Below are 23,714 nucleotides of genomic sequence, written 5' to 3' on the forward strand. Positions count from 1 at the left end.
TTTTTATTTAAGCAATTGCTTTATATTCTCTGCATGATACACTTCACAAATATAAAATACACATTTGCATTTACTTACAATTTGATACTTTCTAGTTGGATACACATTCGCTGTAACAGAACATCCATCAAACAATTCGATAATATTTCCAGATGGCTGATATCCTTCATATAATACATTTCTTCTTACTTCCATCTTTTCTATAAGCTTTTCAACAGGAATATTTCCACTCTCTAATTCACTCTTTATTGCGTCCGGTAAAAACGAAGTGTCTGCAAAAATTAGATTTTCAGATAACACCTTGCCTTTATAACTAACATTAGATACACGGTAAAGAAATGTTCCATCTTTATCAAAGAAATTCTTTGCTTCTTTCGGAATGTACTGTCTACCAAGTGCCTCTTGTTCAAGAACATCAAACTGAACTGTATCATTTAAAAGCTTTTCTAAAGCATGAATAGATGATGTATCTCCAGAAAATAAAATATTTTTAATTGCTTGTACGTTATAAGTGAATTCATTCTTTCTATTTTCCGCTACTAACATGAGGAACACCTCTTCTATAATTTTTTTATTTAAGATTTAAAAGTGCTGCCGCATCTAATTGCGTAATTTCAGTTACTTCCTTACTGAATATTGCAACAGAGGCCCTATAATCTAAACTAGGCTTTACATCTTCCATCATTGTATTATTTAATAACTCTTGTCTATCCTTAAAAACCAACAAGTTTGGAGGATCATTTGGAGCTGATACTGTAATATGTACTGGCGGAATCATTAGTCCTTCACCTGTCGCTTTCAGCACCGCTTCTTTTCGAGTCCAATATGTTAAAAATCCTTCTATTTTCTGTTCATTTGGCAGTTTCATAACTTGCGCTATTTCAATGTCTGTTAATACACCTTCTGCCATTTTCATAACATCTACATTTGGATTCATTTGTTCTACATCTATGCCAACAGGTGCAGATTTTGTAAAAGCAACGACAACCCACTCACCTGAATGCGAAACGGATAATTGCGGCATACCTTCTGGTAATTGTGGTCTTCCATGCTGCACTTTACATACTGAGCACATTCGATCAATTGGTACTTGGACTGGTGACATAGAAAGTATCTTACCGAGAACTAATCTACTTATTACGCAACCTATTATAAAACGAGCTCGATCTGCCGAATGATGATACGAATTTGCTTTCTCTCGCTCTATATCATTTAGTAAATTGTAATGCCATGATTGTAAATCCGAAATTCTTGCCCACCATATTTGACAATCATTCTCATTCAAAGTTGGAATAGAATCTACAACTTTACTTTCTATCATGTAAACTCTCCTTTATTCAACGAATATCAATTTTCATAAGAAAGCATGCGTATATTGTTATTCATTGACAAGTACTTTCTCTTTTTCTGATACAGATAATGTTTTTTCTTTCTTCTTTGACATTACCTCTTTATCGGAAATACGTAAAGAAAATAGTAGTGCTATGAGCAAAAATATTGCTGATCCAATTAATGCTGCTTGATATGGTAAAAAATCGGATTGAGCGTTATTACTTCCAAAACCAGCTAGTATACTAGCTAAAACAGCTACTCCTATTGCTGAACCTAATCGATTTTGCACATTGAATATAGTAGTAGCTCTCCCCATAGAAGGCGGCGTGATATTGTTAAAGGCAGAAAATTGAACCGCACCGACAGATTGACCTAAGAAAATACCGATACCAAACAATAATGCGCGGATTTGCCACGGATTCGTATCGTGATTTACAAAACTTAATAAAACAAAGATAACCACGGTACAAATTAATCCAATAGAAATTACCTTTCGCGCTCCTAATTTTTTATATGACCATGGCACAATTTGTGAAGAAATCATTAATCCAATCGCCTCTGGAAATGTCGTAAGTCCTGATTCCAGCGCGGAAACTCCTATCAAATTTTGATACATAAGTGGAAAAACAAATAACATTCCTAGTAAACCAGCTGATGAAAATAATGATATAAGACTCATCTTTCTAAACACTGGTTCTTTTAATAAACGTAAATCTAACATCGGTTGCTTTACTTTCAGTTCTACGATTATAAACAATGTAATGAATACCCCCCCAGCTATCCCAGTACTCATAATTTCTGGAGAAATCCACCCTTTTGATGGTCCCTGGCTGAGCGCATATATGAGCATCGCAAATCCTGGTGCTGATAAAATAAAGCCGAGCGAATCAAAGCGACCAGCTGATTTTTCAACATGCTCTGCTAAAAATAGAAGTCCAAATAGCAATGCAACGATTCCAAACGGTAGATTAATATAAAATGCCCAACGCCAAGACATTTGATCTACAAAGAAACCACCGATGATAGGACCAATTGCTGGTGCTACAGCAATTGGAAGTATAATGAACCGAGAAATCTTCGGTCTTTCCTCTGGTGAAAATGTTCGAAATAACATTGCCATTCCGACCGGCGTTAAAAGCCCTCCACCAGCACCTTGAATAATACGGAAAATATTCAATGAAGTAATATCGTTAGCCATTCCGCATAAAGCAGAGGCAATTGTAAATACGAAAAGAGCAATTAAAAATACTCTTTTCGTACCAAATCGATCTCCTAACCAACCAGAAATCGGAAGGAAAACAGCTAAACTAACTAAATACCCAACATTAACCGTCCCCATTGCAGATGCAGGTACTTGTAGTTCTCTACTTATCGTTTGCAGTGCTACATTTACAATCGTTGCGTCCATCGCAGCCATAAACATCGCAGTTATATAAACGATACTTACAACTACTTTTGGATTTAGTTTTTCTTTCATTATCGTTTTCCTGCTAATGTTTTTTCGCGAACTTGATTACTTTTTGGATTCAAATCTTTCCAGTTATATTCAACATATTCTAAGCAGCTCTGCCTACTAGCTTCTTCATATACGATATTCCAGCCAATAGGTACATCGAGAAAAGCAGGCCAGAGAGAATACTGGCCCTCCTCATTTATTAATACTTTATATGTGTAATTATCATTTTCAAATGGATTCGTCATACTCTACTTACCCCTTTCTTATTCTGCAAATATTTCGCTAATACTTGTCCAATTTCCGTAAGCGGACCTGGCTGACATAGATCTTTATGTCTACAATCAATATCGTGCTGCACAATTTGCCCGTCTAAATAATTTAGCCACGTATTTGGAGAAATAGGATCAAACCAGTCTGGTATAACAGTAGATCTAAAGAACAGGATATCTCCGTTATAAACTTTCGGTACATATTTCCCTAACAACCCTACTGAATTTACATATGTTTCTTTCAAGTTCAATATAGTCTCTTCTTCAAGACTTGCTAATGCACTTCCATCTTTACGAAGGATTTCAACTGCACTTTCCATTGTAAGTGGTTTACCATCCATGTTATCTGGGTCATATCCGCCTAAAGCAAGTAATGCAATTAACGCTTCCTCTTCAGTAGGCGCTTCCGTATTCGGTAAGAAGTGTCCAGGATAAGAGTCAAGCATAACGAGTAATTCTACTTCTTCCCCTTCATTTTGTAATTGCGCCGCCATTGCATGCACAACATTTCCTCCAAGCGACCAACCTAATAAACGATATGGTCCATGAGGCTGTACTTCACGAACGTGTTTCAAGTAATCCGCCGCCATCTCCTCTAAACTTTTTGGAAGTTCTTCATTTTTAGCAATACCACGTGCTTGCACACCATAAATTGGATAATCTGTTCCTAAAGATTTCATAAGTCCTGCATAGCACCAACTTAATCCACCTGCTGGATGTACACAAAATAGTGGTAATTGATCCCCGCTTGCTCGTAATGGAAGCAACACATCAAGTGCACTTTGACCATTCCCCATCTCAAGTCTTTCAGCTAACCCTGCAACAGTCGGTGCTGCAAATAAAGTACCAATGTTTAGTTCCACTCCAAGCTCCTCTTTCATGCGGCTCATAAGCTGCACTGCAAGGAGTGAATGACCACCAAGATCAAAGAATCCGTCATCAATTCCAATTTGAGATACACTTAGCACTTCTGTAAACAAGTCACATAACATTTCTTCTTGCGGTGTTCTTGGACCACGACTAGAAGATGATGCGATAAATGCTGGAGCTGGCAATGCCTTTCTATCTAATTTACCGTTTGGAGTTAAAGGTAACTCATTTACTACTACAAAAGCGTATGGAACCATATAATCTGGTAAACTACCACTAGCAAACTGACGCATTTCATTCGTATCAATTGCTTCATTATTTGATGCAACGATATAAGAAACTAACCGTTTATCCCCTGGTTGATCTTCACGTACAATAACGGCTACTTGCTCAGCTTTAGGGTGCTTCATTATGACTGCTTCTATTTCTCCTAATTCAATTCGGAATCCACGAATTTTGATTTGATGATCTGCACGTCCTATATAATCTAGCGTCCCATCATTACGCCAGCGAGCTAAGTCTCCTGTACGATACATTCTTGTACCTGGCTTGCCAAATGGATCTGCGATAAAGCGTTCAGCCGTTAATCCTGCTCTTCCTAAATATCCACGCGCAAGTCCTGCACCTGCAACATACATTTCTCCAACTACTCCAGGTGGGACTGGTTGTAAATAGTTGTCTAACACATACACTTTAAGGTCAGGTATACTGCACCCAATTAAACTATTTGCCCGTAAAGAGACGATAGTTTCATCTAATTCAATATAACTAACATGTACTGTCGTCTCTGTAATACCATACATATTAATAAGCTTTGGTGCGTTATGAGGATGTCGACTATACCAATCTTCTAAGCGACTTAGCTCAAGTGCTTCTCCTCCAAAAACAACATATCGTAAAGATAATTTTTGGCCAATCTCTTCATTTTCACGATCTGCTTGCATCAATTGGTAGAACGCTGATGGAGTTTGGTTTAAAACCGTAACCTTTTCTTTAACAAGAAGCTGTAAAAATTCTTTCGGCGAGCGACTTACAGTATGTGGGACTACAACTAAACGCCCTCCGTATAATAAAGGTCCCCAAATTTCCCAAACCGAGAAATCAAAAGCATATGAATGGAACATCGTCCAAACATCGTTTCCGTCAAACTGGAACCAATGATCAGTTGCTCCTAAAAGTCTCACTACATTTTGATGAGGTATCATAACGCCTTTCGGTCTGCCCGTTGACCCTGACGTATAAATAACGTAAGCAATATGTGATGGAGATAATGGCTTAATTCGTTCCACTTCATCAATATTGTCTTCACTATATTTCTCAACCTCTGCTATTACTTTCACATCATCAACTAAAACTTTTAGTGCCTCATTACATTCAATTTCCACTTCTGAATTCGTTAAAACACATGATGGTTTCGCATCGTGTAGCATAAATGAAATACGGTCTGCTGGGTAATCTGGATCTAACGGAAGGTATCCAGCACCAGCTTTAAGAACAGCTAATAAGCTTACAACCATGTTTAATGATCTTGGCATCGCTAAAGCAACGAGTTGATCAGGACCAATCCCTTTTGCTATTAGGAATCGAGCTATTTTATTTGCTTTTCTATTTAACTCTTCATAAGTTAATTTCTTATCTTCAAAGACAACAGCAATAGAATTTGGATTTATATGAGCCTGCTTTTCAAACAATTGTGGCAATGTCATTTCTGGTGCAATTTGAAAACCACCATTCCACTTTTCTAACACTGTATTTTTCTCTGCTAAAGTTAATATTTCTAATCTGCCAATGGATTGATCTGGATTTGTAGTTGCATCATCTAATAACAAAATGAATCGTTCTATTAGTTTTTGAACCGTTTCACGTTTATATAAATCGGTACTAAACTCTAGTAATCCATGTAAACCGTTCGGAGTACCATCAACCCCGTTACTCTCACTAATTTCAAATGTTAAATCAAATTTTGCAGAACCAACGCTTTGAATTTCAAGGCTCGCTTCTAAATCTGGTACATGAAACGTTGCTTCTGGTGTATTTTGAAAAGCTAACATAACTTGAAACAACGGATGGCTGTTTCGAGTACGTACTGGATTTAATACTTCAACAAGCCTTTCAAATGGAACATCTTGATTTTCATAAGCTGCAAGATTTACCTGCTTCACTCTATTTAATAATTCTTTAAAACTTGGATCTCCTGAAGTATTTGTACGTAACACTAATGTATTTACAAATAAACCAACAATATCTGAAAGTACATCATCATTTCTTCCAGCAATCGGACTTCCAATTGGTATATCAGTGCCTGCACCTAATCTTGTAAATAGTGCACTAAGCCCTGCTTGCAATACCATAAACAAACTAACTCCATTTTTACGTGCAAGCTCTACTAACCTACTATGCATACCTTCATCTATATGAAAATGAATTGTTTCCCCGCGGTAACTCGTCTCAATTGGACGCTGGAAATCTGTAGGTAACTCCATTTGGTCTGGTAAACCTTTAAGTTCTTCTTTCCAAAAATCTAATTGTGTTGAAATAAGACTCTCTTGTGTCGTTTCATCACCTAGCAATTGCTGTTGCCAAAGTGCATAATCTGCGTATTGAACTGGTAGTGTCTCCAGCTGAACTCTGTCACCTTGACTTCGCGCTTTATACGCCGCTGTAAAATCTCTCGTTAACGGCTGTAATGACCAGCCATCACCTACAATATGATGTAATAGAATTAATAATACATGTTCGTTTTCACTCATTGTAAAAAGTTGCAAACGAACTGCCGGCTCAAAATCGAGGTTAAAGCTATATCTTACCGCCTCTGAAAGTACACTTTCTAATTCATCTTTACATGTATTAGTTATAACCATTTCTAAATTTAAGTTTTCCATATCTAAAATTTTCTGATAGGAACTACCTAATACGTTAGGGAAAATTGTTCTAAGTGTTTCATGTTTCTCAACTACATCATAAAAAGCACCTTGTAATGCTTCCCGATTCAATATTCCATTCATACGAATGACTAGCGGAATATTATAAGTAGGACTTGGACCTTCTAAACAATTTAAGAACCATAACCTGCGCTGTGCAAATGAAAGTGGAACTTCATTTGGCCTACTTGCTTTCTGAATAGCTGGTCTTGCGCTTTTTGCATGGTTTAATTGTTTCGCCAGTTCGGCAACAGTTGGTGATTCAAATAGTTTCCCAATTCCTAATTCCACACTTAACGTTTCACGAATTCTTGCCATTAAACGAGATGCGAGAAGTGAATGTCCACCCATTTCAAAGAAATTATCATCAATGCCAATTCGAGAAACACCAAGTACTTCTGCAAATAAATCACATAATATTTCTTCTTTCGGATTTCTAGCAACTCTCTCATTGTTCATTCCATTAAAATCAGGAGCAGGTAATTTCTTTCTGTCAACCTTACCATTTGGCGTTAATGGTAATACTTCTAGCACAACAAATGTCGATGGTATCATATAATTCGCTAAACTTTCTGAAACATAAGAACGAATTTCTGAAAGATTAATCGGTTCCTTTTCTTCTGCAACGATATACGCAATGATGCGTTTATCATTTGCACGATCTTCTCGTACCATTACTACCGCTTGTTGAATATTTTCATGTCGTTGTAATACCGTTTCAATTTCAGCTAATTCAATTCGGAATCCACGAATTTTAATTTGATGATCTGCGCGACTAATGTACTCTAACGCACCATCACTACGCCATTTCACAAGATCTCCTGTACGGTACATGCGCTTCCCTGATTCTCCATAAGGATTTGCAACAAACCGTTCAGCTGTTAACTCAGGTTTTCCTAAATATCCGCTTGCAAGTCCTTCCCCTGCAATATATAATTCCCCAATAACTCCAGGTGGCACTGGTTGTAACCCTGCATCCAATACATACACTTCTGTATTGCAAATTGGTTTTCCAATAGGAGGTATGCCCTTTTCACCTTCATCAATGTTCATGAAAGTAGACCAAATCGTCGTTTCAGTTGGTCCATATAAATTAGTTATTGAGCAACCTAATTCTCGTAATTTATTTGCTAAATGCGCTGGAAGAGCTTCACCACCAACAAGTATGCTTAGCCCTTGTAGCTTCTCTGGATAATCAGTTACTAACGCCTGCCAAAGCGTCGGTGTAGCCTGCATAATGGTCACTCTTTCTTCATGTAAAAGTGTCGTTAATGCAGAAGGCTCTTGTATGTCTTCTTTTTGCGCAATTGTTAAACTTGCACCACTAATAAGAGGTAAATAAATTTCTAGTGCAGAAATATCAAATGCAAACGTTGTAACTGCTAATAAATGATCATTTTCATTTAATGAAAACTTTTGTTGCATAGCCATTAAAAAGTTACTTAAACCTCTCATAGGAACAATTACACCTTTTGGGTTTCCTGTTGAGCCTGAAGTATATATTGTATAGGCTGGGTTTAACAGTGATACATCATTCTTACATGCTATATTCATACGAGAATATGTATGTAACGCTAGTTTCGTTTCTTCGTCATCTAATACAATTTTTTTCATATCCTTTTCTATAACTAACTTAGATGAAACAGATGAATGTGTTATGATACAAACTGGTTTTGCATCATTTACTATATAAGTAACTCTATCTGCTGGGTATTCTGGATCTATTGGTAAATACGCTGCACCAGCCTTTAAGACTGCTAGCATACTAACTACCATTTCTATTGATCTAGGGAATACTAAAGCTACAAACTGATTTGGTCGTATTCCTTCTTCTACTAAATAATGTGCTAGTTCATTCGCTCGTTCATTTAGCTCTTTATACGTAAGGATTACACCGTCACAAGTAATCGCTAGTTTATTGGGATTTTTTTTCACTTGTTTTTCAAATGATATAGGCAGACTGATTAATTCATCGTCTTCCTTCGTTTCATTCCATTCCAATAAAACTTTATGATTTTCTTCAGGCAGAGTAATGTTTATTTTTCCAATCGACTCGTTTTTCTCATAATTATTTATTACTAATTCAAATAGATTCATAAATCTTTCTTTATGCAATGCTAGCTCCGCGTTATTATATACTTCAGGATTTGCATCAAAATGAATCATTATCTCATTTTGATCAAAACGTTTATATACATTTATCGATAAATCATCGACAGGTCCTGCTGATAAGTTATGCGTAATACCACGATTTCCAGCAAAATTAAGCCCGTAATCAAAAGGCATAACATTCACTAACGGTCCAAACAACCTTTGATTTTCACCTAGTAACTTTAAATCTCTTCTTAATTCCTCATGACGGTATTTATAATGGCGACGTACATCTCGGATTTCTTTAGAAACTTGCTGCAATAATTCCGCAAGAGTTATATTTGGAGTTACTGTAATACGAAGTGGAACTAAATTCATTACCATACTTGGTGTATGAATAGATACAGAACCTAGACGTCCCATCATCGGTAAACCTAAAACAATATCATTTTCACCTGTTAATTTATGCATATAAATACTTGTTACAGCCACAATGAATTCCGGCCAACTTGTTAACGAAATATTGATATCTTCTAGTAAAGTTTTCGTGCTAGAACTAGATAAATAAGCTGTTTCTCGTGAAAATCCATTTGATGTTCTCGGTGCTCGTTCTGCCAAACTTACAACTTCTGGGGCATCTGCAAACTTTTCTAACCAAAAAGTACGATCTTCCTGAAATTGTTTAGACTCACGATACTCAATATCTTCTTGCACGACTTTTGCAAGAGAACCAAATGGTTTTTCATTCTTGTTTGTTTCTTCTATAAGTGATGTATACTCATTCGCTACTTTTTGGCTAAGAAGTGAAAATCCATAGCCATCCATCACAATGTGATGGATGCGCTGATACCAAAAGAAACGATTATTTTCAACTTGAATAAGTGCTTCAGTAAATAAAGTATCTTTTTTCAAATCGACTGGCATAGATAAATCATTTTTCATCCATACTTTAGCAGCTTCTTCAGGATTTTCTTCTTTACGAACGTCAATAAAATGCATATGAAACTGTGATTCTTCAATAACTTGCCATGGGCCAATTTCATCCTCTTCGAAGCGAACATGAAGTGCTTCTGTTTCCATTACAACTTTACGTACAGCTAATTCAAAAATGTCTTGATGAATATTTCCGTTTATTTCTACATATTCCCCAGTATTATAAATTGGATTAAGCGGATCTAATTGTTGCGCAAACCACATACCAGACTGCGCAGATGATAACGAATGACGAATCTTTTGACTGTTAGGCATTCTTTACTACCCCTTTATTATGTAGTCTATTTGTTACAGCACCTGTGCTGTTTGTGAAGATAGTAAACTGTACCAACCTGCAACAGTTGGACGTTCTGCTAAATCTGCAAAAGTGATTTCTTTCCCTTCACGACGCCACTTCTCTACTAAACTCATAATTCTGACCGAATCAAGCCCTCTATTTAATAAGTCCTCATCAATATCAATACTCTCTACTGGCTCACGAAGTAGTTGTGCAACTAGTTCATGCACTTCCTGTATAGTGATTCCTTCACCCTCATCACCTTTTACACTTTGTAAATCTTTTAACAGTAGGTTTGTTGATGTCGTTACTGCACATCTATTAGATGCATACTCCAATGCTTGTTTATGATGCTCTAGTGAAAAATCAGCAACTGCATCTGCTACAAAGAACGGCTCTATACCATCCATAAATGCTTCACAAGCTGTTAAAAGACAGCCAATATGCGCATAAATACCGCAAATAATGAGTTGATCTCTTCCTTGTTCATTTAAAATTTCTAATAGATTTGTCTTTTTAAATGCACTATATCTCCATTTTGTTAGGAATATATCATCTTCATCAGGAGTAAGTTCATCAACAATTTTCTTTTTATCTGGTCCAGCAGGTATACCGTCACCCCAAAAGTCTTGTAATAAACCTCGTTGTTCTAACGTTTGCCCACCAGGTTGTGCTGTATAAACAACTGGTATACCAAGTTCCTTACATTTTTCTCTTATCATTTTAATATTTGAAACAAGTTCTACTTTTGGTGATTCTTTATCGCTATATGCATCAAGAAAATATTCTTGCATGTCATGAATTAAAAGTACTGCACGTTTCGGATCTGGTGTCCAATTCACTTTATTTTTCGGTAGTTCTGATTCAACTGGCATTTTATATACTGAAATAGATGGAATAGCCATCTAATCACTTCCTTCCGGTTTTTATTATTGTTTTACTGTAATAAGTTTTTCAGCAATGACTTTACGTAGTTCTTTTTTGCTGACTTTTCCGACTCCTGTTTGCGGAAATGATTCAATAAATTCAATTCGATCTGGAATTTTATAAGCCGCTATACCACGTTCTCTTAAAAACATTTTTAATTCACTTACTGCCGGAACTTGTCCGCGAGCTATAACAAAAGCACAGGTGCGTTCACCTAAATAATCGTCAGGCATAGATACAATTGCTACGTCATGGACCGCATCGTGTGCTAATAGATGATTTTCAACTTCTTCTGCAGCAACTTTCTCACCACCACGGTTAATTTGATCTTTATCTCTTCCTTCTACAATGATGTATCCTTGTTCATTTACTTTTACAAGATCACCTGTGCGATAAAATCCATCCTTTGTAAATGATCGTGCATTATGCTCTTCGGCTTTATAGTAACCACGAATTGTATATGGACCTCGTGTTAATAAACTACCTACTTCGCCCGGTTGTACATCGTTGTCATTTTCATCAACAACTCGTACTTCATCGAGTGCAGACATTGGTCTACCTTGTGTATGAATAATAATTTCTTCCGGATCGTCTAATCTTGTATAGTTCACTAATCCTTCCGCCATACCGAATACTTGCTGTAACGTACATCCAAATGTAGGGCGTATACGTCTTGCTACCTCAGCACTAAACTTAGCACCACCTACTTGAATAACCTCTAGGCTCGATAAATCGGTATTACGAGAAGATGCAGCATCAAGCCAAATCATTGCTAATGGCGGAACGAGCGCTGTAATTGTAACTTTTTCTTTTTCGATAAGAGCAAATGCCTCATCTGGACTACCACCAGTTGCCAATACCACTTTTCCACCCGCATAGAAAGTTCCAAATGTCCCTGGAGAACTCATTGGGTAATTGTGTGCTACTGGAAGAACTGCCATATAGACGCTTTCTGCATTCAAATTACAAATTTTAGCGCTAACACGTAAACTATAAATATAGTCATCATGTGTTCTAGGAATTAATTTAGAAAGACCTGTTGTGCCTCCTGATAATTGGAGAAACGCAACATCACTTGGCTGAACTTCTGGTAATGAGACGGGATCCATATACAGATCATTTATGTTCACAAACTCTTCTTCTTCTCCCACTACAATTACATGTTGTAAATTTGGCACTTTCTCTTTCACTTCTCTTGCTAGTTTTCGATAATCAAAACCGAGAGCCTTATCTGAAATAACGTAAGCGCTCGCCTCGCCAAAATCACAAAAACAACTAATTTCACTGCTTCGATGTGACGGCAGTGCAAAGACAGGAAGCGCTCCAATTCGAAATAGTGCAAAACATATTTCGAAAAACTCGATAATGTTAGGTAACTGGATTACAACTCTGTCCTCTTTCTTTATTCCTAAATTCAGTAAACCTGCTGCTAAACGATCTACCTTTTTATTAAGTTCACTATATGTTATATGCTTCTTACCACTTACAACCGCGATTTGATCTCCATATTTCTCAGCCCGCTCTCTTAACACTCCTCCAAATGTTTCACCAAGCCAACATCCTTCTTCTCGGTAACGATCGGCAAATTCTTTGGGCCATTCTGTATAACCTACTAGCATTCTTTCTTCCCCCTATTTTTCATTAAGTGAACTATCTCTTAACCCTAAAGCTTTTAGCATTGTTTGGAACTTAGCTGATGTTTCTGCTAACTCATCTTCTGGTTTTGACTCAGCAACAACTCCAGCTCCTGCATATAAACGCAGTGTATTTTCTTGTACTTCAGCACAACGAATTGTAACAATCCATTCTCCATCTCCATTTAAATCGCTCCATCCTAGCATTCCTGTAAAGAACTCGCGGTCAAATGGCTCAATATGCTGTATAGCCTCTCTTGCTTTTTCCATCGGAGTTCCGCAAACTGCTGGCGTAGGATGAAGGGCAATTGCTAATTGTAAAGAAGAAGTATTTGGATCCTTCAGTTCACCTTTCACTTCTGTAGACAAATGCCACATCGCTTCACTATGAATAACTGATGGCTTTTCTGGAACATGTAATGTATGACAATACGGACGAAGTGCAGCGGCAACCGCTTCCACTACTACCGCATGTTCATGTAAATCTTTTGGAGAAGAAAGTAATTCCTCTGCTCTTCTTTTATCTTCTACTGGGTCCTCACTACGTGGCCTTGAACCAGCTAACGGGTTAGAAATAACTTGCATACCATTACGTGAAACAAGTAATTCAGGACTTGCTCCAATTAGCGTCTTACTGTTCTCTTTTTCATCTTTCGGTAAATTCACAGCAAATGTATAACCATGCTTATTATGCTCTGCTAATTCTCGCAGAAGTTTTTGCTTATCAATCTTTTCCGAAGATTTAACATCTAACGATCTAGATAGAACGATTTTCTTTAAATCACCGTCCTGTATTTTTTTAATTCCTTGCTTCACACCATTCATATAAACTTCAGGGTCTGGCATTGGCGTCATTTCAAATGTTACGTTCTCATTTGTTTCAAGCTGATTTGTTGTATCCAATTGTAAACGCTCAGAAATCCTACTATATTCTGGTACGATAAGTTGGACTTCTTTTCTACGATCGAATGGCAAAGCACCCACAACGATAGGATTTGGATTTCCAGCTTGTTTCGCATTACTTAATGTCGCTTGCACAAGCTCTGGGAAATTTTCAATTTCACGATGCTTTACTGTAGTAAACTCTCCTTCTGCTAATATCGTTCGAGTTGGTGAAGCAAAAAAGAATGAAGATTCAGTCTTATAATCTTCTAAAAGTTTTTCTGACAATTCCTTTACAGCTATATGTTCATTCATAATATAATAACCTCCTGAATTTTGATTAAACTCCTAACGTAGCACCGCCATCGACACATAAATTGTGCATTGTAATATGACTTGCTCTATCTGAGGCTAAAAATAACACGGCTTCAGCAACTTCTGAAGGTTGTGCAATTTTTTGTAATGGAATTCCGAGTCTATATGTATTTTGAGAACCAGCAATTATATTTTTAGCTCCATTCTCATCAGCCCATAGTAATCTTTGCATCTCAGTTTCAGTAGAACCTGGAGAAACTAAGTTGCAGCGTATATTGTATGCCGCAAGCTCTAGTCCTAAACATTTCATAAACATCGTCGTTGCAGCCTTTGACGCAGCATACGCAGCCATCTCCATTCTCGGCGTATTTGCCGCATTTGAACCGACTGTAACAATTGCCCCTGATTTTCTTAACATCATATTTTTACTTACCGCTCGGGACATATTGAAAACCCCTGTAGTATTTACAGAGAATGTTTTATTCCAATCTTCATCACTTAACGAATGAATTGGTCCCATACGTAAAACCCCTGCAACATTTATTAAAATATCTATTGGCGCTATTTCATTTGCAATATGATTTACCATGTCTTCAACAGCAGCGCTATTACTCACATCTAAACGAAACGTTTTCATACGTGTTTTATTTAATTCATTTTGATTTAAGAGTACATTTAACCCCTCTTCATTTTGATCAACCGCAATAACTGTGGCTCCTCTTTCTAAAAACATTTTGGCAACAACACTGCCTATGCCTTGTGCTGCACCTGTTACTAAAACTGTTTGCCCATCAAATTCCCCTAAGTTCATTTTCTCTATCCTTTCACATAAACATTAATTTCATTAAGTAACATAAATGATATTGATTTTCATTATCAGTGATGTTGTAAAAAATAATACACTTACTAAACTAATTGGTCAAGTGCGCATTACTTTAAAATCCATTTTATTGATAATGTTTTTCATTTACTATCTTACACCGAAATGATAATGTTTCTCAATAAACTTGTCAATCTTTTTTTATTTTTCAGATAAAGTATTTTAATGCTTCTTAATAAAATCATACCTAAACGCATTAAATGTACTTATATTATAAATAAAATTCAAACTCCTCTTTTTAAAATTGAAGAAGATAAACTAGAGATACGTTCATTTACAATGCTTTATGAAAAACTCAAGTATATATTTTCTCAATATTTTTCTGAAAATATATCTTACAAATACTAATGAATGTCTTCTTTATCATTTAAGATTTAATATATATTTCGAATATGATGTATCAATTTATTATATTCCAAATGGGTATTCCACTCACTTTTACATCTATAAAAATCACAAAAGTAATTTAACCTTGTTAAAATAACTCATAAAAAAGCATCCTAATTAATAGAATAGGATGCTTTTTCGTAATCATAGTGTTATAGAAGATTTGTATACTTATGCTACGCTGCGATACTCTTCTTCTTGTTCTTTTTTCTGTTTAGGTGCTTGAATTAAAATTGCGATAATGAATGACACGACACATAATACACCGATCACCATGAACGTTGGTTTGAATCCACCTAGAAGTGCACCGATAAAGGAACCTGCAAGCGCCCCAAATCCAAATCCTTGATACACAATTCCGTAGTTCTTACTATGGTTTTTCATACCGAAGAAATCACCAACAATAGCTGGGAAAATAGTGATATTTCCACCAAAGCAAAACGCTACACTTGCTACACATACGAAGTAAATACCATAATTTAAATCTACAAAACTTAGAACTAAGACTGAACTCGCCATAACAACAAAAGTACCAGTAACGATTTTTAAACGCCCAATTTTATCCGATAACGGTCCTAAAATGATACGACCTAATGTATTGAAGATTGCAACCATAGCCACCGCATTAGCTGCTGTTGCTGCGCTAAGTCCTACAAGTTGAACACCAATGTCTTTTACCATACCAATTAAGTATAAGCCACTCATACATGATGTAAATAACATGATAAATAATAAGTATACTTGTTTTGTGCCTAACATTTCTTTCGTTGTGTATTCCTTAGTTTTTGTTTCATGAACTGCTCCTTGATCTGCAGCTTGATGGATTAAACAAGCACCAATTACAATCATAGCTGTAACAATTAAACCCCAGTATATAAATGCTTGCGATACACCAACTGATTCAATCAACTGTGCGTTAACGTATTTAAAGATTAAGCTACCTGAACCATATGCAGAGACAGAAATACCAGCAATTAAACCTTTACGCTCTGGAAACCACTTTATTAAATTTGATAGTGAAGTGATATATGCTGTACCATCTGCATAACCTACAACAACTCCCGCTAGTACATAAAGTAATATTAATGAGGACGCTTGTGAGCTAAGTATTAATCCTAGTCCTAATGCTAATCCAGCTATCATAATAAGTTTACGAAGTCCCCATTTTTCTTGCAATTTACTCGCAAATAAAGTTGAAAATGCTAAAGAAAGACTAGTAATTGAGAAAGTTATCGCAACAGCGTTAAGACTCCAACCGTATTTACTAACTAAGGGCTGATTGAATAAACTCCATGTATATATCGTCCCAAGCCCCATTTGTACTATAACTGTGCCAAGGACAACAAACCATGGATTAACAGTTGATTTTTTCATACCTTTCCGCCTCCACTTTCTATTTCAATGCTATTCGCTAAATTTACTTTTTTTATGTTCATTTTGGTCACCTCTTTTGATTTGACACCTTCATTGTATAAGATGTTTTCGTTTATGTAAGCACTTACAAGACAGAGCGTCAAAAACGTAGAATCAGTTACAAAAAACGAAGGATGAAATACAAAAACTACTTATTAAATACGTAACACTTATTTAATAAGTAGTTTTTGTATAAGATCGATTTACATTTATTTTTGAACTCTTTTTTAAAAAGTGAAACAATAAAACCGTCTCTTTACTATTTATTAAAGAGACGGTTTTATTAGCTCAATTCATAAGCCTGACTTTTTTTATACGTTTATAATTGTTTCTTCAAATGTAACAATTGGCTCTACAAATTCCATCATAATGAAAGCATTTTTAATACGTCTTGTTAAAACTTCTTTTAATTCTGCACACATTTCTTCTGTAAGTGATTTTACAAATACAAAGTTGTGATAATAAATCACACTCTTCTCTTTACTTAATGGGTTTAAAAACATCCCCTCTTTTGTAACGAGAGCATTAGAATGCCCCGATAAAGTTGAAAGAAACGTCTCTAAAATTTTTATTTCTCTTTTTGAAAACGATTCTTCACAAACTACTTTAATATTCATTTCTGTTATCATTTATATATTCCCCCAACCATTTTTTCACAAGGGGATACTATAATACTATTAAATTTTCACAAGACTCCCCTTGTCGTTCATAAAATTCACCAGAAAACTAAGTTGACTAACTTGTTTTTTCCCTTTATTCATATAAATCTCTCCTTTCGTATATATTACTTCTCCATTTGTAATTGATTACCTTTTTATATTAAAGTTTTTCTATGTTTTTAATTGGAATTCTACCAATTAGAGATCTTATTAATAAACGTATATTTTTCTTATACTCCTGAAAAAAACTTTACTTATCTACTTTACGTTTTGGGCTACATAGTGTCTGTTTTTTGAATAATTTGCTTCTCTGCAGTATTTACATAGAAATATTGTTTCGCTAATGCTGAAAACAATTTACTTATAATAAAGTGAAACTTTAATCAACCCTCACCAATCGGGCTTTTATGGGCAGCAGGGCCCCCACCTAACTTCTTTGCTTCCACTGAATTTTGAGGTGGGGGTCTTACTGCCCAGCAAATAGCGGGATAAACTTAAATAAAATATAACTTTTAACATAAGAGTACTTTATACTCTTCTATTAGAGAACAAATTTTTTCCCAATAAATAAAACTAAATATTCACTAATATATCTATCCGTGGTTTAATATATATAATAAAAAAATATTTCTGTCTTTAATAAGGAGGTACTATGAAAGCAAACGTAGGGGATACTATACTTTTTCAACGAAATAATTTAAAGATTACAGGATCTGTATTAAAACTTTATACTGAATCGGTCTTAGTTGAAATTACAAATGTAAGCGGTGGTACTTTTGAATTTGATCGAACAATTGTAAATCATAAAAACTATAAAGTTTTAAATACAAATACATAAAACAACACAAAATAGCCTCTGCTCAACAGCAGGGGCTATTTTATATAAAAATATTTCACTAGTTTATATACCCTAAAACATTAACAATCTTACTCGCTTTTAAATTGTTAATATGATAATAAATTTCTAAACCTCTTCTCTCTGCTCGTAACACTTTACCCTTCATTTTTGATAAATGTTGTGAAACAGTAGATTGCGGAATATTCAGTAACTCTGTTAATTGTGTTACATTACAAGTTTTTCTCGTACTTAATTCATTTACAATTTGCAGTCTGATTGGATGCGCCATAATTTTTAAAATATCTACATCTTCTTCTGAAACTAAAGTTTTTCTCATTTCACTCGTATATGTTGTCATAAGACATTCCCCTTTTATATGAATTCCATATTCATAAGATCTATTTCCAAATTTTTTAAAACCCTTGATTAAAACTTTCATATAGAAATAAAAGGATTTTAAATTTTTGAAAACAGAACTTACATTCACTTTATTTATTTATTTGGTACATATACATAATACAATGTTAATATGTGCTCTATGTGAAGTTCACATAAATTTGTGATGAAGATTTACTTAGCCACTCGCATCCTACTCATCTAATTACTCACTGCGTAAAATCATCAGTTATTTTAACACATTTTAGGCGTTTGTATATACTATTTATAAAACAACTTTTATAAAGGAGGATTCATATGCCTACAGCGTTACAAGAAGAAGTCGAAGAAGCACGGGAAACATATGTCAGTCGTATCATCTTAGTTGGAGGATCGACTTTATTTTTAGTAGGCGGGGTTATATCGGCAATTTCAGCTTTTAAAGCTTATAATCGTTTGGAGAATACGCCGCCTTCTACAGATAATTCATAGATATTTTATAAAATAAAACGTCGCCTCTAATATGAAGAGACGACGTTTTATGATTCATACATATGACACTAAAAGTATCGGTAGATTCCCTACTCCATTCTCTAAGCTTACTTCACCACAAACCTAGTCTGACTACACCCATCCTTCTGCTTCGTTACTTCTAATACAGCTGGCATTGCGTTTTTCAGCTCTTGTACGTGTGAAATGACACCGATAAATCGACCTGATTTTTGTAAGTCAATTAAGGCGTCTACTGCTTTCGTTAATGATTCTTCATCTAATGAACCGAACCCTTCATCGATGAACATCGTTTCGATGGAAATACCACCTTCATATGCTTGAATGACATCTGCCATTCCTAGCGCTAAGCAAAGTGATGCATTAAATTTCTCTCCGCCGGATAATGTTTTTACATCGCGCGTTTGGCCAGTGTATGCATCGTACACATCTAAGCCTAATCCACTTTGACGATTTCTCTTTTCAACTCGTTCACTTCGTTTTAAATAAAATTGTCCGTTTGATAATTTACGTAATCGTTCGTTTGCAATTTGAACAATTTGTTCTAAATACTCAATTAAGATGTAACGTTCAAATGATATACGGCTCTCGTTATCACCTTTCATTACTTCATATAAGTCAACAAGTTCTTGGAAGGCTTTTTCTTCCTCATGAATTTGCTCATCAATACGTCTAATGTTTTCATGTAAATCAGAAATATATGTTACCGCATTTTGCGCACGTTGACGTTTTTCTTTAATGATATCGAGATTAATTTGTAATTCTGTTATGTGTTCACCTAACGCTGTAATATCCATATACTCTTTATCTTTTAATTCAGCTTGTAACTCTTCAATTTGTTTTGCAAGCACTTCAAGCGATGAATAATAACCTTGAATTTCTTTTTGTAACATTTCCATCTCGTGATCGCTTAATTTGGCTTCTTTATACGTGAATTCGTCTGTAAACCCGCTTTGTTCTAGCTCTTTCATAAAGCGTGCGAAAGTCTCTTCTTTCTTTAATTTTGCACTTTCAAATTGATTAGAAGCACCTTTTTGTTCTGCTTGAATACGTATATTTTCATTTTGCCAATGCTGATACGCTTCCTGCACTTTCTTCCATTCGTCCTCCATTAACCTAAGTTCCTGCATAGCTTGGTCAAACTGTGCTTTCCAGGCTTGTACTGTTTGTAAGTTTTCTGGAATATTTCGTTTATCATGTTCATATGACGTACGAAGTTGCATACACTCCATTTCTGTACGGTGCTGCATTGTTTCCACTTCTCGTTTTTGTTTCTGAAGTTCTTCTATTTTTTCTTCTACGCTTTTCATGTTCGCAGCAATCTGCTTACGTGTTTCTTCACTTGCTTTTAACGTATTAACGTCTGCAGCTAATTGTTTTCCTTTTTGAACAAGTGCACTATATGTTTCAGCTAATTTTTCCGAGTTGTAGCCGCGCTTCACAACTTCTTCTATCACTTGCTCATATTGTAGTCGATAGAAATTCCATTTCTCCTCTACTTGCACATGTAATTTTTCAGCAATGTTCTTCTTATCTCTTAAATCGTTTAACTCTTTTTCATCGATCGCATTACTTTGTTCTGTAGCTTTTTGCGGATGATTCGTACTACCACATACCGGACAAGATTCACCGTCATGTAAATGAAGAGCTAATATACCAGCTTGTTCACTTAACCAGCGGCGCTCCATGTTTTCATATGCACGAACTGCCACTTGCATTTTATTATTTGCCGCTTCTTTTTCTTGCTCGAATTTTTGTTTTTCTTGCCAAACATCATATGCTTGCTTTAAAACTTTTGCATCTTCTCGCATATTCGTTAGTTCTTCTACTTTAGCTACATATTGCTCAAGTGCTTGTTCTAATTGCTGCAATTCATCAGACATTCTCTGTTTTTTGTTTGTATGCTCTTCTAGTTGTTGATCTAACTTTTGCATACTTTCTTTTAATTTCCCTATTTGGATTTCGGTATTTTGTAAATTCAGCTTTCTCTCAGCTAATGATTCAATAATCGCTTGTAACTCTTCTAATCTTTGAACAAGTTTTTTAGCCTCTTCTCGCTCAGCTTCTTTATTCTTTACTACTTCATACTTCTCCTGAGCAAGTTCAAAGCTATTCATTATCTGTTCTTGTTTGACGCTTATCTGTTTTAACAAACTTTCAGCTTTCTGCTCATTTTCCATCGCTTCTTCATACCATTGTTCAAATGGTAATAAGCGCTTTGCTTGTTCCGCACGTTTAAAGGATTTTTCTTTCCTTTCAATTGCTGCACGGTTCTCTTGTAAAGTGTTATATTTCTCATTCTTTTGTTGTAAATCTATAAATTTCTCATTTACAGATTTTGCTGCATGAAAACGTGTTTCTGCATCCTTTAATTGCTTCGTTTGAACATCTTGTTCTACTTGTAATTGCTCAACCTCTGCCTTATACACGGTTGTTTCTTGTTCTAACGCTTCTACTACTTGATGCGTATTTACATGTTCTTGTGCCACTAATGTCTCTAATAATGCTCCATCACGGATTGGTAATTTAAAAACATTACGGAAATAGAGCTCTCTCTCTTTTTGTTTTTCTTGCAAGACATCTTTCCATTGTTTTCTCTTTTGATCAAGTAACTCACGCATTAATTTATAACGATCCGTTTTAAAAATACGACGTAAAATCTCTTCTTTGTTTTCCGTCTCAGATGTTAATAGTTTTCGGAATTCCCCTTGGGGTAACATAACAATTTGGCTAAATTGATGTTTACTTAACCCAATTAAATCTTCCACTTTTTTGTTTACGTCTGTTACATGAAAACGATCGACGGCTGGAACGTTTTCTCCATCAATAACTTCATATAATTCTACTGCATGTCCTGTAATGGTCTTATTCCCTTGTTTTTTATGTCCAAGTTGTCGTTTTATTTCATAGCGTTTCCCTTTTAACTGAAAGGTTAATTCAACACTTGTATAAACATTATCATCAGCAAATTGACTTCGAAGCATGCTCGTATCACTACGTTCTTCTCCACTAGCCTCACCATATAACACATAACAAATCGCATCAAAAATCGTTGTTTTTCCAGCTCCCGTATTCCCAGAAATAGCGAAAATACGATGTTCTCCAAGATCTTCAAAATCGATTACTTCTTTCTGTTTATATGGCCCGAATGCTGTCATAATAAGCTGAATCGGTCTCATCCTCGTTCACCTTCCCGTTCTTGCACTGTTTGTAATACATCTATAAATAGGCGTTCTTTCTCTTCTGATAAATCTAACCCTTTCATTTCTTTATAGAAAGCCTTTAAAAGAGATAAATCATCCGTTTTATGTCTTGAAACCGTTACTTCATTTGTATCTGTGAGTTCTCGCCTTTGCATCGCTCTTTCAACGTGCATTGCATTTGGATATACAGATCGTATTTTCTCCATTGGCTGTAAGACAGGGTTTTCGTCTAATAATTTTACAAATACGTAATCTTCACTTACTGGGTGCTGTAATAATTCATCTATTTTCGCTTCTACTGTTCGCATTTTACGACGTGGTGAAAGTAACCTTTTTTCAATTGCTACTTCACCAGTTTCATTCAGTTCTACAATGTAATAACCTTTTTTATGTTTCTCTTCAGAAATTGAATAGGCAAGTGGTGAACCTGAATATCTAATGGTCTCATTACGTACGAAATGCGCTTGATGTAAATGTCCAAGCGCTGTGTAATGAAACTTATCAAAATAATGACTATTTACATATTCAGCACCACCAATTGAAAGTGGTCGTTCTGCATCACTTGTATTCTCCTCCGCTTCTCCTGAAGAAGTTACAAATGCATGTCCAACAAATACATGTCTAGCTTCTTTATCCATCGTTTCAGAGAGCTCATTCATAAAAATGCGCATCGCATCATCATGAGAACGTACGTCTTCATTTTTCAACACGTGTCTAACCATGCTTGGGTCTGCATACGGTATTAGATGGAAGTGAACCTCTCCATATTCATCATTTAGTACAACAGGTTCGTACGGGAATTGAAATTGACCTGCAATATGTAATCCTTGTTTTTTCATTAAACTACTTCCAAAATGGATACGATCCGGACTATCATGATTACCAGCTACTGCAATAACTGGTGTTTGTAAATCAATAACTATTTTTTGCAGCACATCATTTAATAAGTCTACTGCTTCTGTAGGTGGAATTGCTCGGTCATATAAATCCCCTGCAATAATTACAGCATCTGGTTTTTCTTCTTCAACAGCCTGTACAAACTGATCTAATACAATCTTTTGGTCTTCAGTCATATACACGCCATGAACAAGCTTTCCTAAATGCCAATCCGCTGTATGAAATAACTTCATATTTTTCTACTCCTTTTAATTTACTGATTTTAGTGAAACGAGTTGATAGTTTATTGTAGTTTTTCCGTTCTCCCACTCTAGTTTCAATATCGTTGCACTTCCAATTCTTTCTTCATTTGATTTATATAAAGGCAATATTTCTTTAATTGTAAATAAGTGGTAACCATCCAATATTAATTGAAATATATTTTCTTCAATATGTAATCTTACTTCTTTTTCATTTGAAATAATTTTTGTGTGCATCTCAAATTTCATGATAGATACAACCCCTTTTTATAATCTCTACATTTTAATAGTATAGTGGCTATGCAAGATTGACAAGTACATACACAGCAAAGTACACACTTTTCTA

General features: G+C 35.5%; 17 protein-coding genes. 2 read left to right on the top strand and 15 right to left on the bottom strand.

From position 1 onward, the window contains the following. Nucleotides 1–3: 3 nt before the first annotated feature. The 11 genes from ACUN13_RS12485 to ACUN13_RS12535 all read right to left on the bottom strand — a co-directional run bounded on the left by ACUN13_RS12485 (nt 4) and on the right by ACUN13_RS12535 (nt 17,276). Nucleotides 4–546 carry a hypothetical protein gene (locus ACUN13_RS12485; protein WP_000959125.1) on the bottom strand — a complete coding sequence of 181 codons (543 nt, stop codon included), beginning with the start codon at nt 544–546 and terminating at the stop codon, nt 4–6. Between the two features lie 25 nt (nt 547–571). After that, the gene (gene sfp, locus ACUN13_RS12490; protein WP_000573004.1) at nt 572–1,321 is read right to left on the bottom strand and encodes a 4'-phosphopantetheinyl transferase Sfp; all 750 of its coding nucleotides are present in this window, start codon (nt 1,319–1,321) and stop codon (nt 572–574) included. A 57-nt stretch (nt 1,322–1,378) separates the two neighbouring features. Beyond that, nucleotides 1,379–2,809 (bottom strand): MDR family MFS transporter, encoded by a 1,431-nt coding sequence (locus ACUN13_RS12495; protein ID WP_000660188.1) that lies wholly within the window; start codon nt 2,807–2,809, stop codon nt 1,379–1,381. Further along, complete coding sequence (locus tag ACUN13_RS12500; RefSeq protein WP_000184055.1) at nt 2,809–3,033, bottom strand: MbtH family protein; 225 nt, start codon at nt 3,031–3,033, stop codon at nt 2,809–2,811. Before ACUN13_RS12500 ends, ACUN13_RS12495 begins: the two co-directional genes overlap by 1 nt. Then, on the bottom strand, nt 3,030–10,187 hold the full coding sequence (locus ACUN13_RS12505) for an amino acid adenylation domain-containing protein (RefSeq protein WP_445423804.1): 7,158 nt from the start codon (nt 10,185–10,187) through the stop codon (nt 3,030–3,032). Before ACUN13_RS12505 ends, ACUN13_RS12500 begins: the two co-directional genes overlap by 4 nt. A 33-nt stretch (nt 10,188–10,220) precedes the next feature. Continuing rightward, nucleotides 10,221–11,114 (bottom strand): isochorismatase family protein, encoded by an 894-nt coding sequence (locus ACUN13_RS12510; RefSeq protein ID WP_445423805.1) that lies wholly within the window; start codon nt 11,112–11,114, stop codon nt 10,221–10,223. 24 nt (nt 11,115–11,138) lie between these two features. Next, the gene (locus tag ACUN13_RS12515) at nt 11,139–12,755 is read right to left on the bottom strand and encodes a (2,3-dihydroxybenzoyl)adenylate synthase (RefSeq protein WP_445423806.1); all 1,617 of its coding nucleotides are present in this window, start codon (nt 12,753–12,755) and stop codon (nt 11,139–11,141) included. Between the two features lie 12 nt (nt 12,756–12,767). Beyond that, the gene (dhbC, locus tag ACUN13_RS12520; protein ID WP_001002068.1) at nt 12,768–13,967 is read right to left on the bottom strand and encodes an isochorismate synthase DhbC; all 1,200 of its coding nucleotides are present in this window, start codon (nt 13,965–13,967) and stop codon (nt 12,768–12,770) included. Between the two features lie 25 nt (nt 13,968–13,992). Beyond that, complete coding sequence (dhbA, locus tag ACUN13_RS12525) at nt 13,993–14,778, bottom strand: 2,3-dihydro-2,3-dihydroxybenzoate dehydrogenase (protein WP_001048437.1); 786 nt, start codon at nt 14,776–14,778, stop codon at nt 13,993–13,995. Between the two features lie 627 nt (nt 14,779–15,405). Next, the gene (locus ACUN13_RS12530; protein WP_000750111.1) at nt 15,406–16,608 is read right to left on the bottom strand and encodes an L-lactate MFS transporter; all 1,203 of its coding nucleotides are present in this window, start codon (nt 16,606–16,608) and stop codon (nt 15,406–15,408) included. Nucleotides 16,609–16,958: 350 nt separating this feature from the next. Further along, complete coding sequence (locus tag ACUN13_RS12535) at nt 16,959–17,276, bottom strand: hypothetical protein (protein WP_000627302.1); 318 nt, start codon at nt 17,274–17,276, stop codon at nt 16,959–16,961. 682 nt (nt 17,277–17,958) lie between these two features. Here ACUN13_RS12535 and ACUN13_RS12540 point away from each other — a divergent pair. Then, nucleotides 17,959–18,144 (top strand): YkvS family protein, encoded by a 186-nt coding sequence (locus ACUN13_RS12540; RefSeq protein ID WP_000646793.1) that lies wholly within the window; start codon nt 17,959–17,961, stop codon nt 18,142–18,144. Nucleotides 18,145–18,202: 58 nt separating this feature from the next. On the opposite strand, the gene ACUN13_RS12545 is transcribed toward ACUN13_RS12540, so the two are convergent. Beyond that, complete coding sequence (locus ACUN13_RS12545; protein WP_000214801.1) at nt 18,203–18,502, bottom strand: ArsR/SmtB family transcription factor; 300 nt, start codon at nt 18,500–18,502, stop codon at nt 18,203–18,205. Nucleotides 18,503–18,837: 335 nt separating this feature from the next. Between ACUN13_RS12545 and ACUN13_RS12550 the strand changes: the two genes are divergently transcribed. Continuing rightward, the gene (locus ACUN13_RS12550; protein WP_001141668.1) at nt 18,838–19,011 is read left to right on the top strand and encodes a hypothetical protein; all 174 of its coding nucleotides are present in this window, start codon (nt 18,838–18,840) and stop codon (nt 19,009–19,011) included. A gap of 107 nt (nt 19,012–19,118) precedes the next feature. Here the strand turns inward: ACUN13_RS12550 and ACUN13_RS12555 are convergent, their stop codons facing one another. From ACUN13_RS12555 to ACUN13_RS12565, 3 genes are read right to left on the bottom strand one after another with little or no spacing between them, the layout of a single operon-like run. Next, nucleotides 19,119–22,208, bottom strand: a complete 3,090-nt coding sequence (locus ACUN13_RS12555; RefSeq protein ID WP_001247465.1) for an AAA family ATPase — start codon at nt 22,206–22,208, stop codon at nt 19,119–19,121. Beyond that, nucleotides 22,205–23,362, bottom strand: coding sequence for an exonuclease SbcCD subunit D (locus tag ACUN13_RS12560; RefSeq protein WP_025709708.1), 1,158 nt, complete (start codon nt 23,360–23,362; stop codon nt 22,205–22,207). Before ACUN13_RS12560 ends, ACUN13_RS12555 begins: the two co-directional genes overlap by 4 nt. Nucleotides 23,363–23,377: 15 nt before the next feature. Continuing rightward, a complete protein-coding gene (locus ACUN13_RS12565; RefSeq protein ID WP_000667342.1) occupies nt 23,378–23,617 on the bottom strand; it encodes a DUF2584 family protein in 240 nt (79 codons plus the stop codon). Between the last annotated feature and the right edge of the window lie 97 nt (nt 23,618–23,714).

Source organism: Bacillus cereus group sp. Bce041 (genome assembly GCF_052646455.1).

Coding starts and splice junctions, on each gene's coding strand:
- ACUN13_RS12485 (WP_000959125.1), bottom strand. CDS start 546: ATGTTAGTAGCGGAAAATAGAAAGAATGAATTCACTTATAACGTACAA.
- sfp (WP_000573004.1), bottom strand. CDS start 1,321: ATGATAGAAAGTAAAGTTGTAGATTCTATTCCAACTTTGAATGAGAAT.
- ACUN13_RS12495 (WP_000660188.1), bottom strand. CDS start 2,809: ATGAAAGAAAAACTAAATCCAAAAGTAGTTGTAAGTATCGTTTATATA.
- ACUN13_RS12500 (WP_000184055.1), bottom strand. CDS start 3,033: ATGACGAATCCATTTGAAAATGATAATTACACATATAAAGTATTAATA.
- ACUN13_RS12505 (WP_445423804.1), bottom strand. CDS start 10,187: ATGCCTAACAGTCAAAAGATTCGTCATTCGTTATCATCTGCGCAGTCT.
- ACUN13_RS12510 (WP_445423805.1), bottom strand. CDS start 11,114: ATGGCTATTCCATCTATTTCAGTATATAAAATGCCAGTTGAATCAGAA.
- ACUN13_RS12515 (WP_445423806.1), bottom strand. CDS start 12,755: ATGCTAGTAGGTTATACAGAATGGCCCAAAGAATTTGCCGATCGTTAC.
- dhbC (WP_001002068.1), bottom strand. CDS start 13,967: ATGAATGAACATATAGCTGTAAAGGAATTGTCAGAAAAACTTTTAGAA.
- dhbA (WP_001048437.1), bottom strand. CDS start 14,778: ATGAACTTAGGGGAATTTGATGGGCAAACAGTTTTAGTAACAGGTGCA.
- ACUN13_RS12530 (WP_000750111.1), bottom strand. CDS start 16,608: ATGAAAAAATCAACTGTTAATCCATGGTTTGTTGTCCTTGGCACAGTT.
- ACUN13_RS12535 (WP_000627302.1), bottom strand. CDS start 17,276: ATGATAACAGAAATGAATATTAAAGTAGTTTGTGAAGAATCGTTTTCA.
- ACUN13_RS12540 (WP_000646793.1), top strand. CDS start 17,959: ATGAAAGCAAACGTAGGGGATACTATACTTTTTCAACGAAATAATTTA.
- ACUN13_RS12545 (WP_000214801.1), bottom strand. CDS start 18,502: ATGACAACATATACGAGTGAAATGAGAAAAACTTTAGTTTCAGAAGAA.
- ACUN13_RS12550 (WP_001141668.1), top strand. CDS start 18,838: ATGCCTACAGCGTTACAAGAAGAAGTCGAAGAAGCACGGGAAACATAT.
- ACUN13_RS12555 (WP_001247465.1), bottom strand. CDS start 22,208: ATGAGACCGATTCAGCTTATTATGACAGCATTCGGGCCATATAAACAG.
- ACUN13_RS12560 (WP_025709708.1), bottom strand. CDS start 23,362: ATGAAGTTATTTCATACAGCGGATTGGCATTTAGGAAAGCTTGTTCAT.
- ACUN13_RS12565 (WP_000667342.1), bottom strand. CDS start 23,617: ATGAAATTTGAGATGCACACAAAAATTATTTCAAATGAAAAAGAAGTA.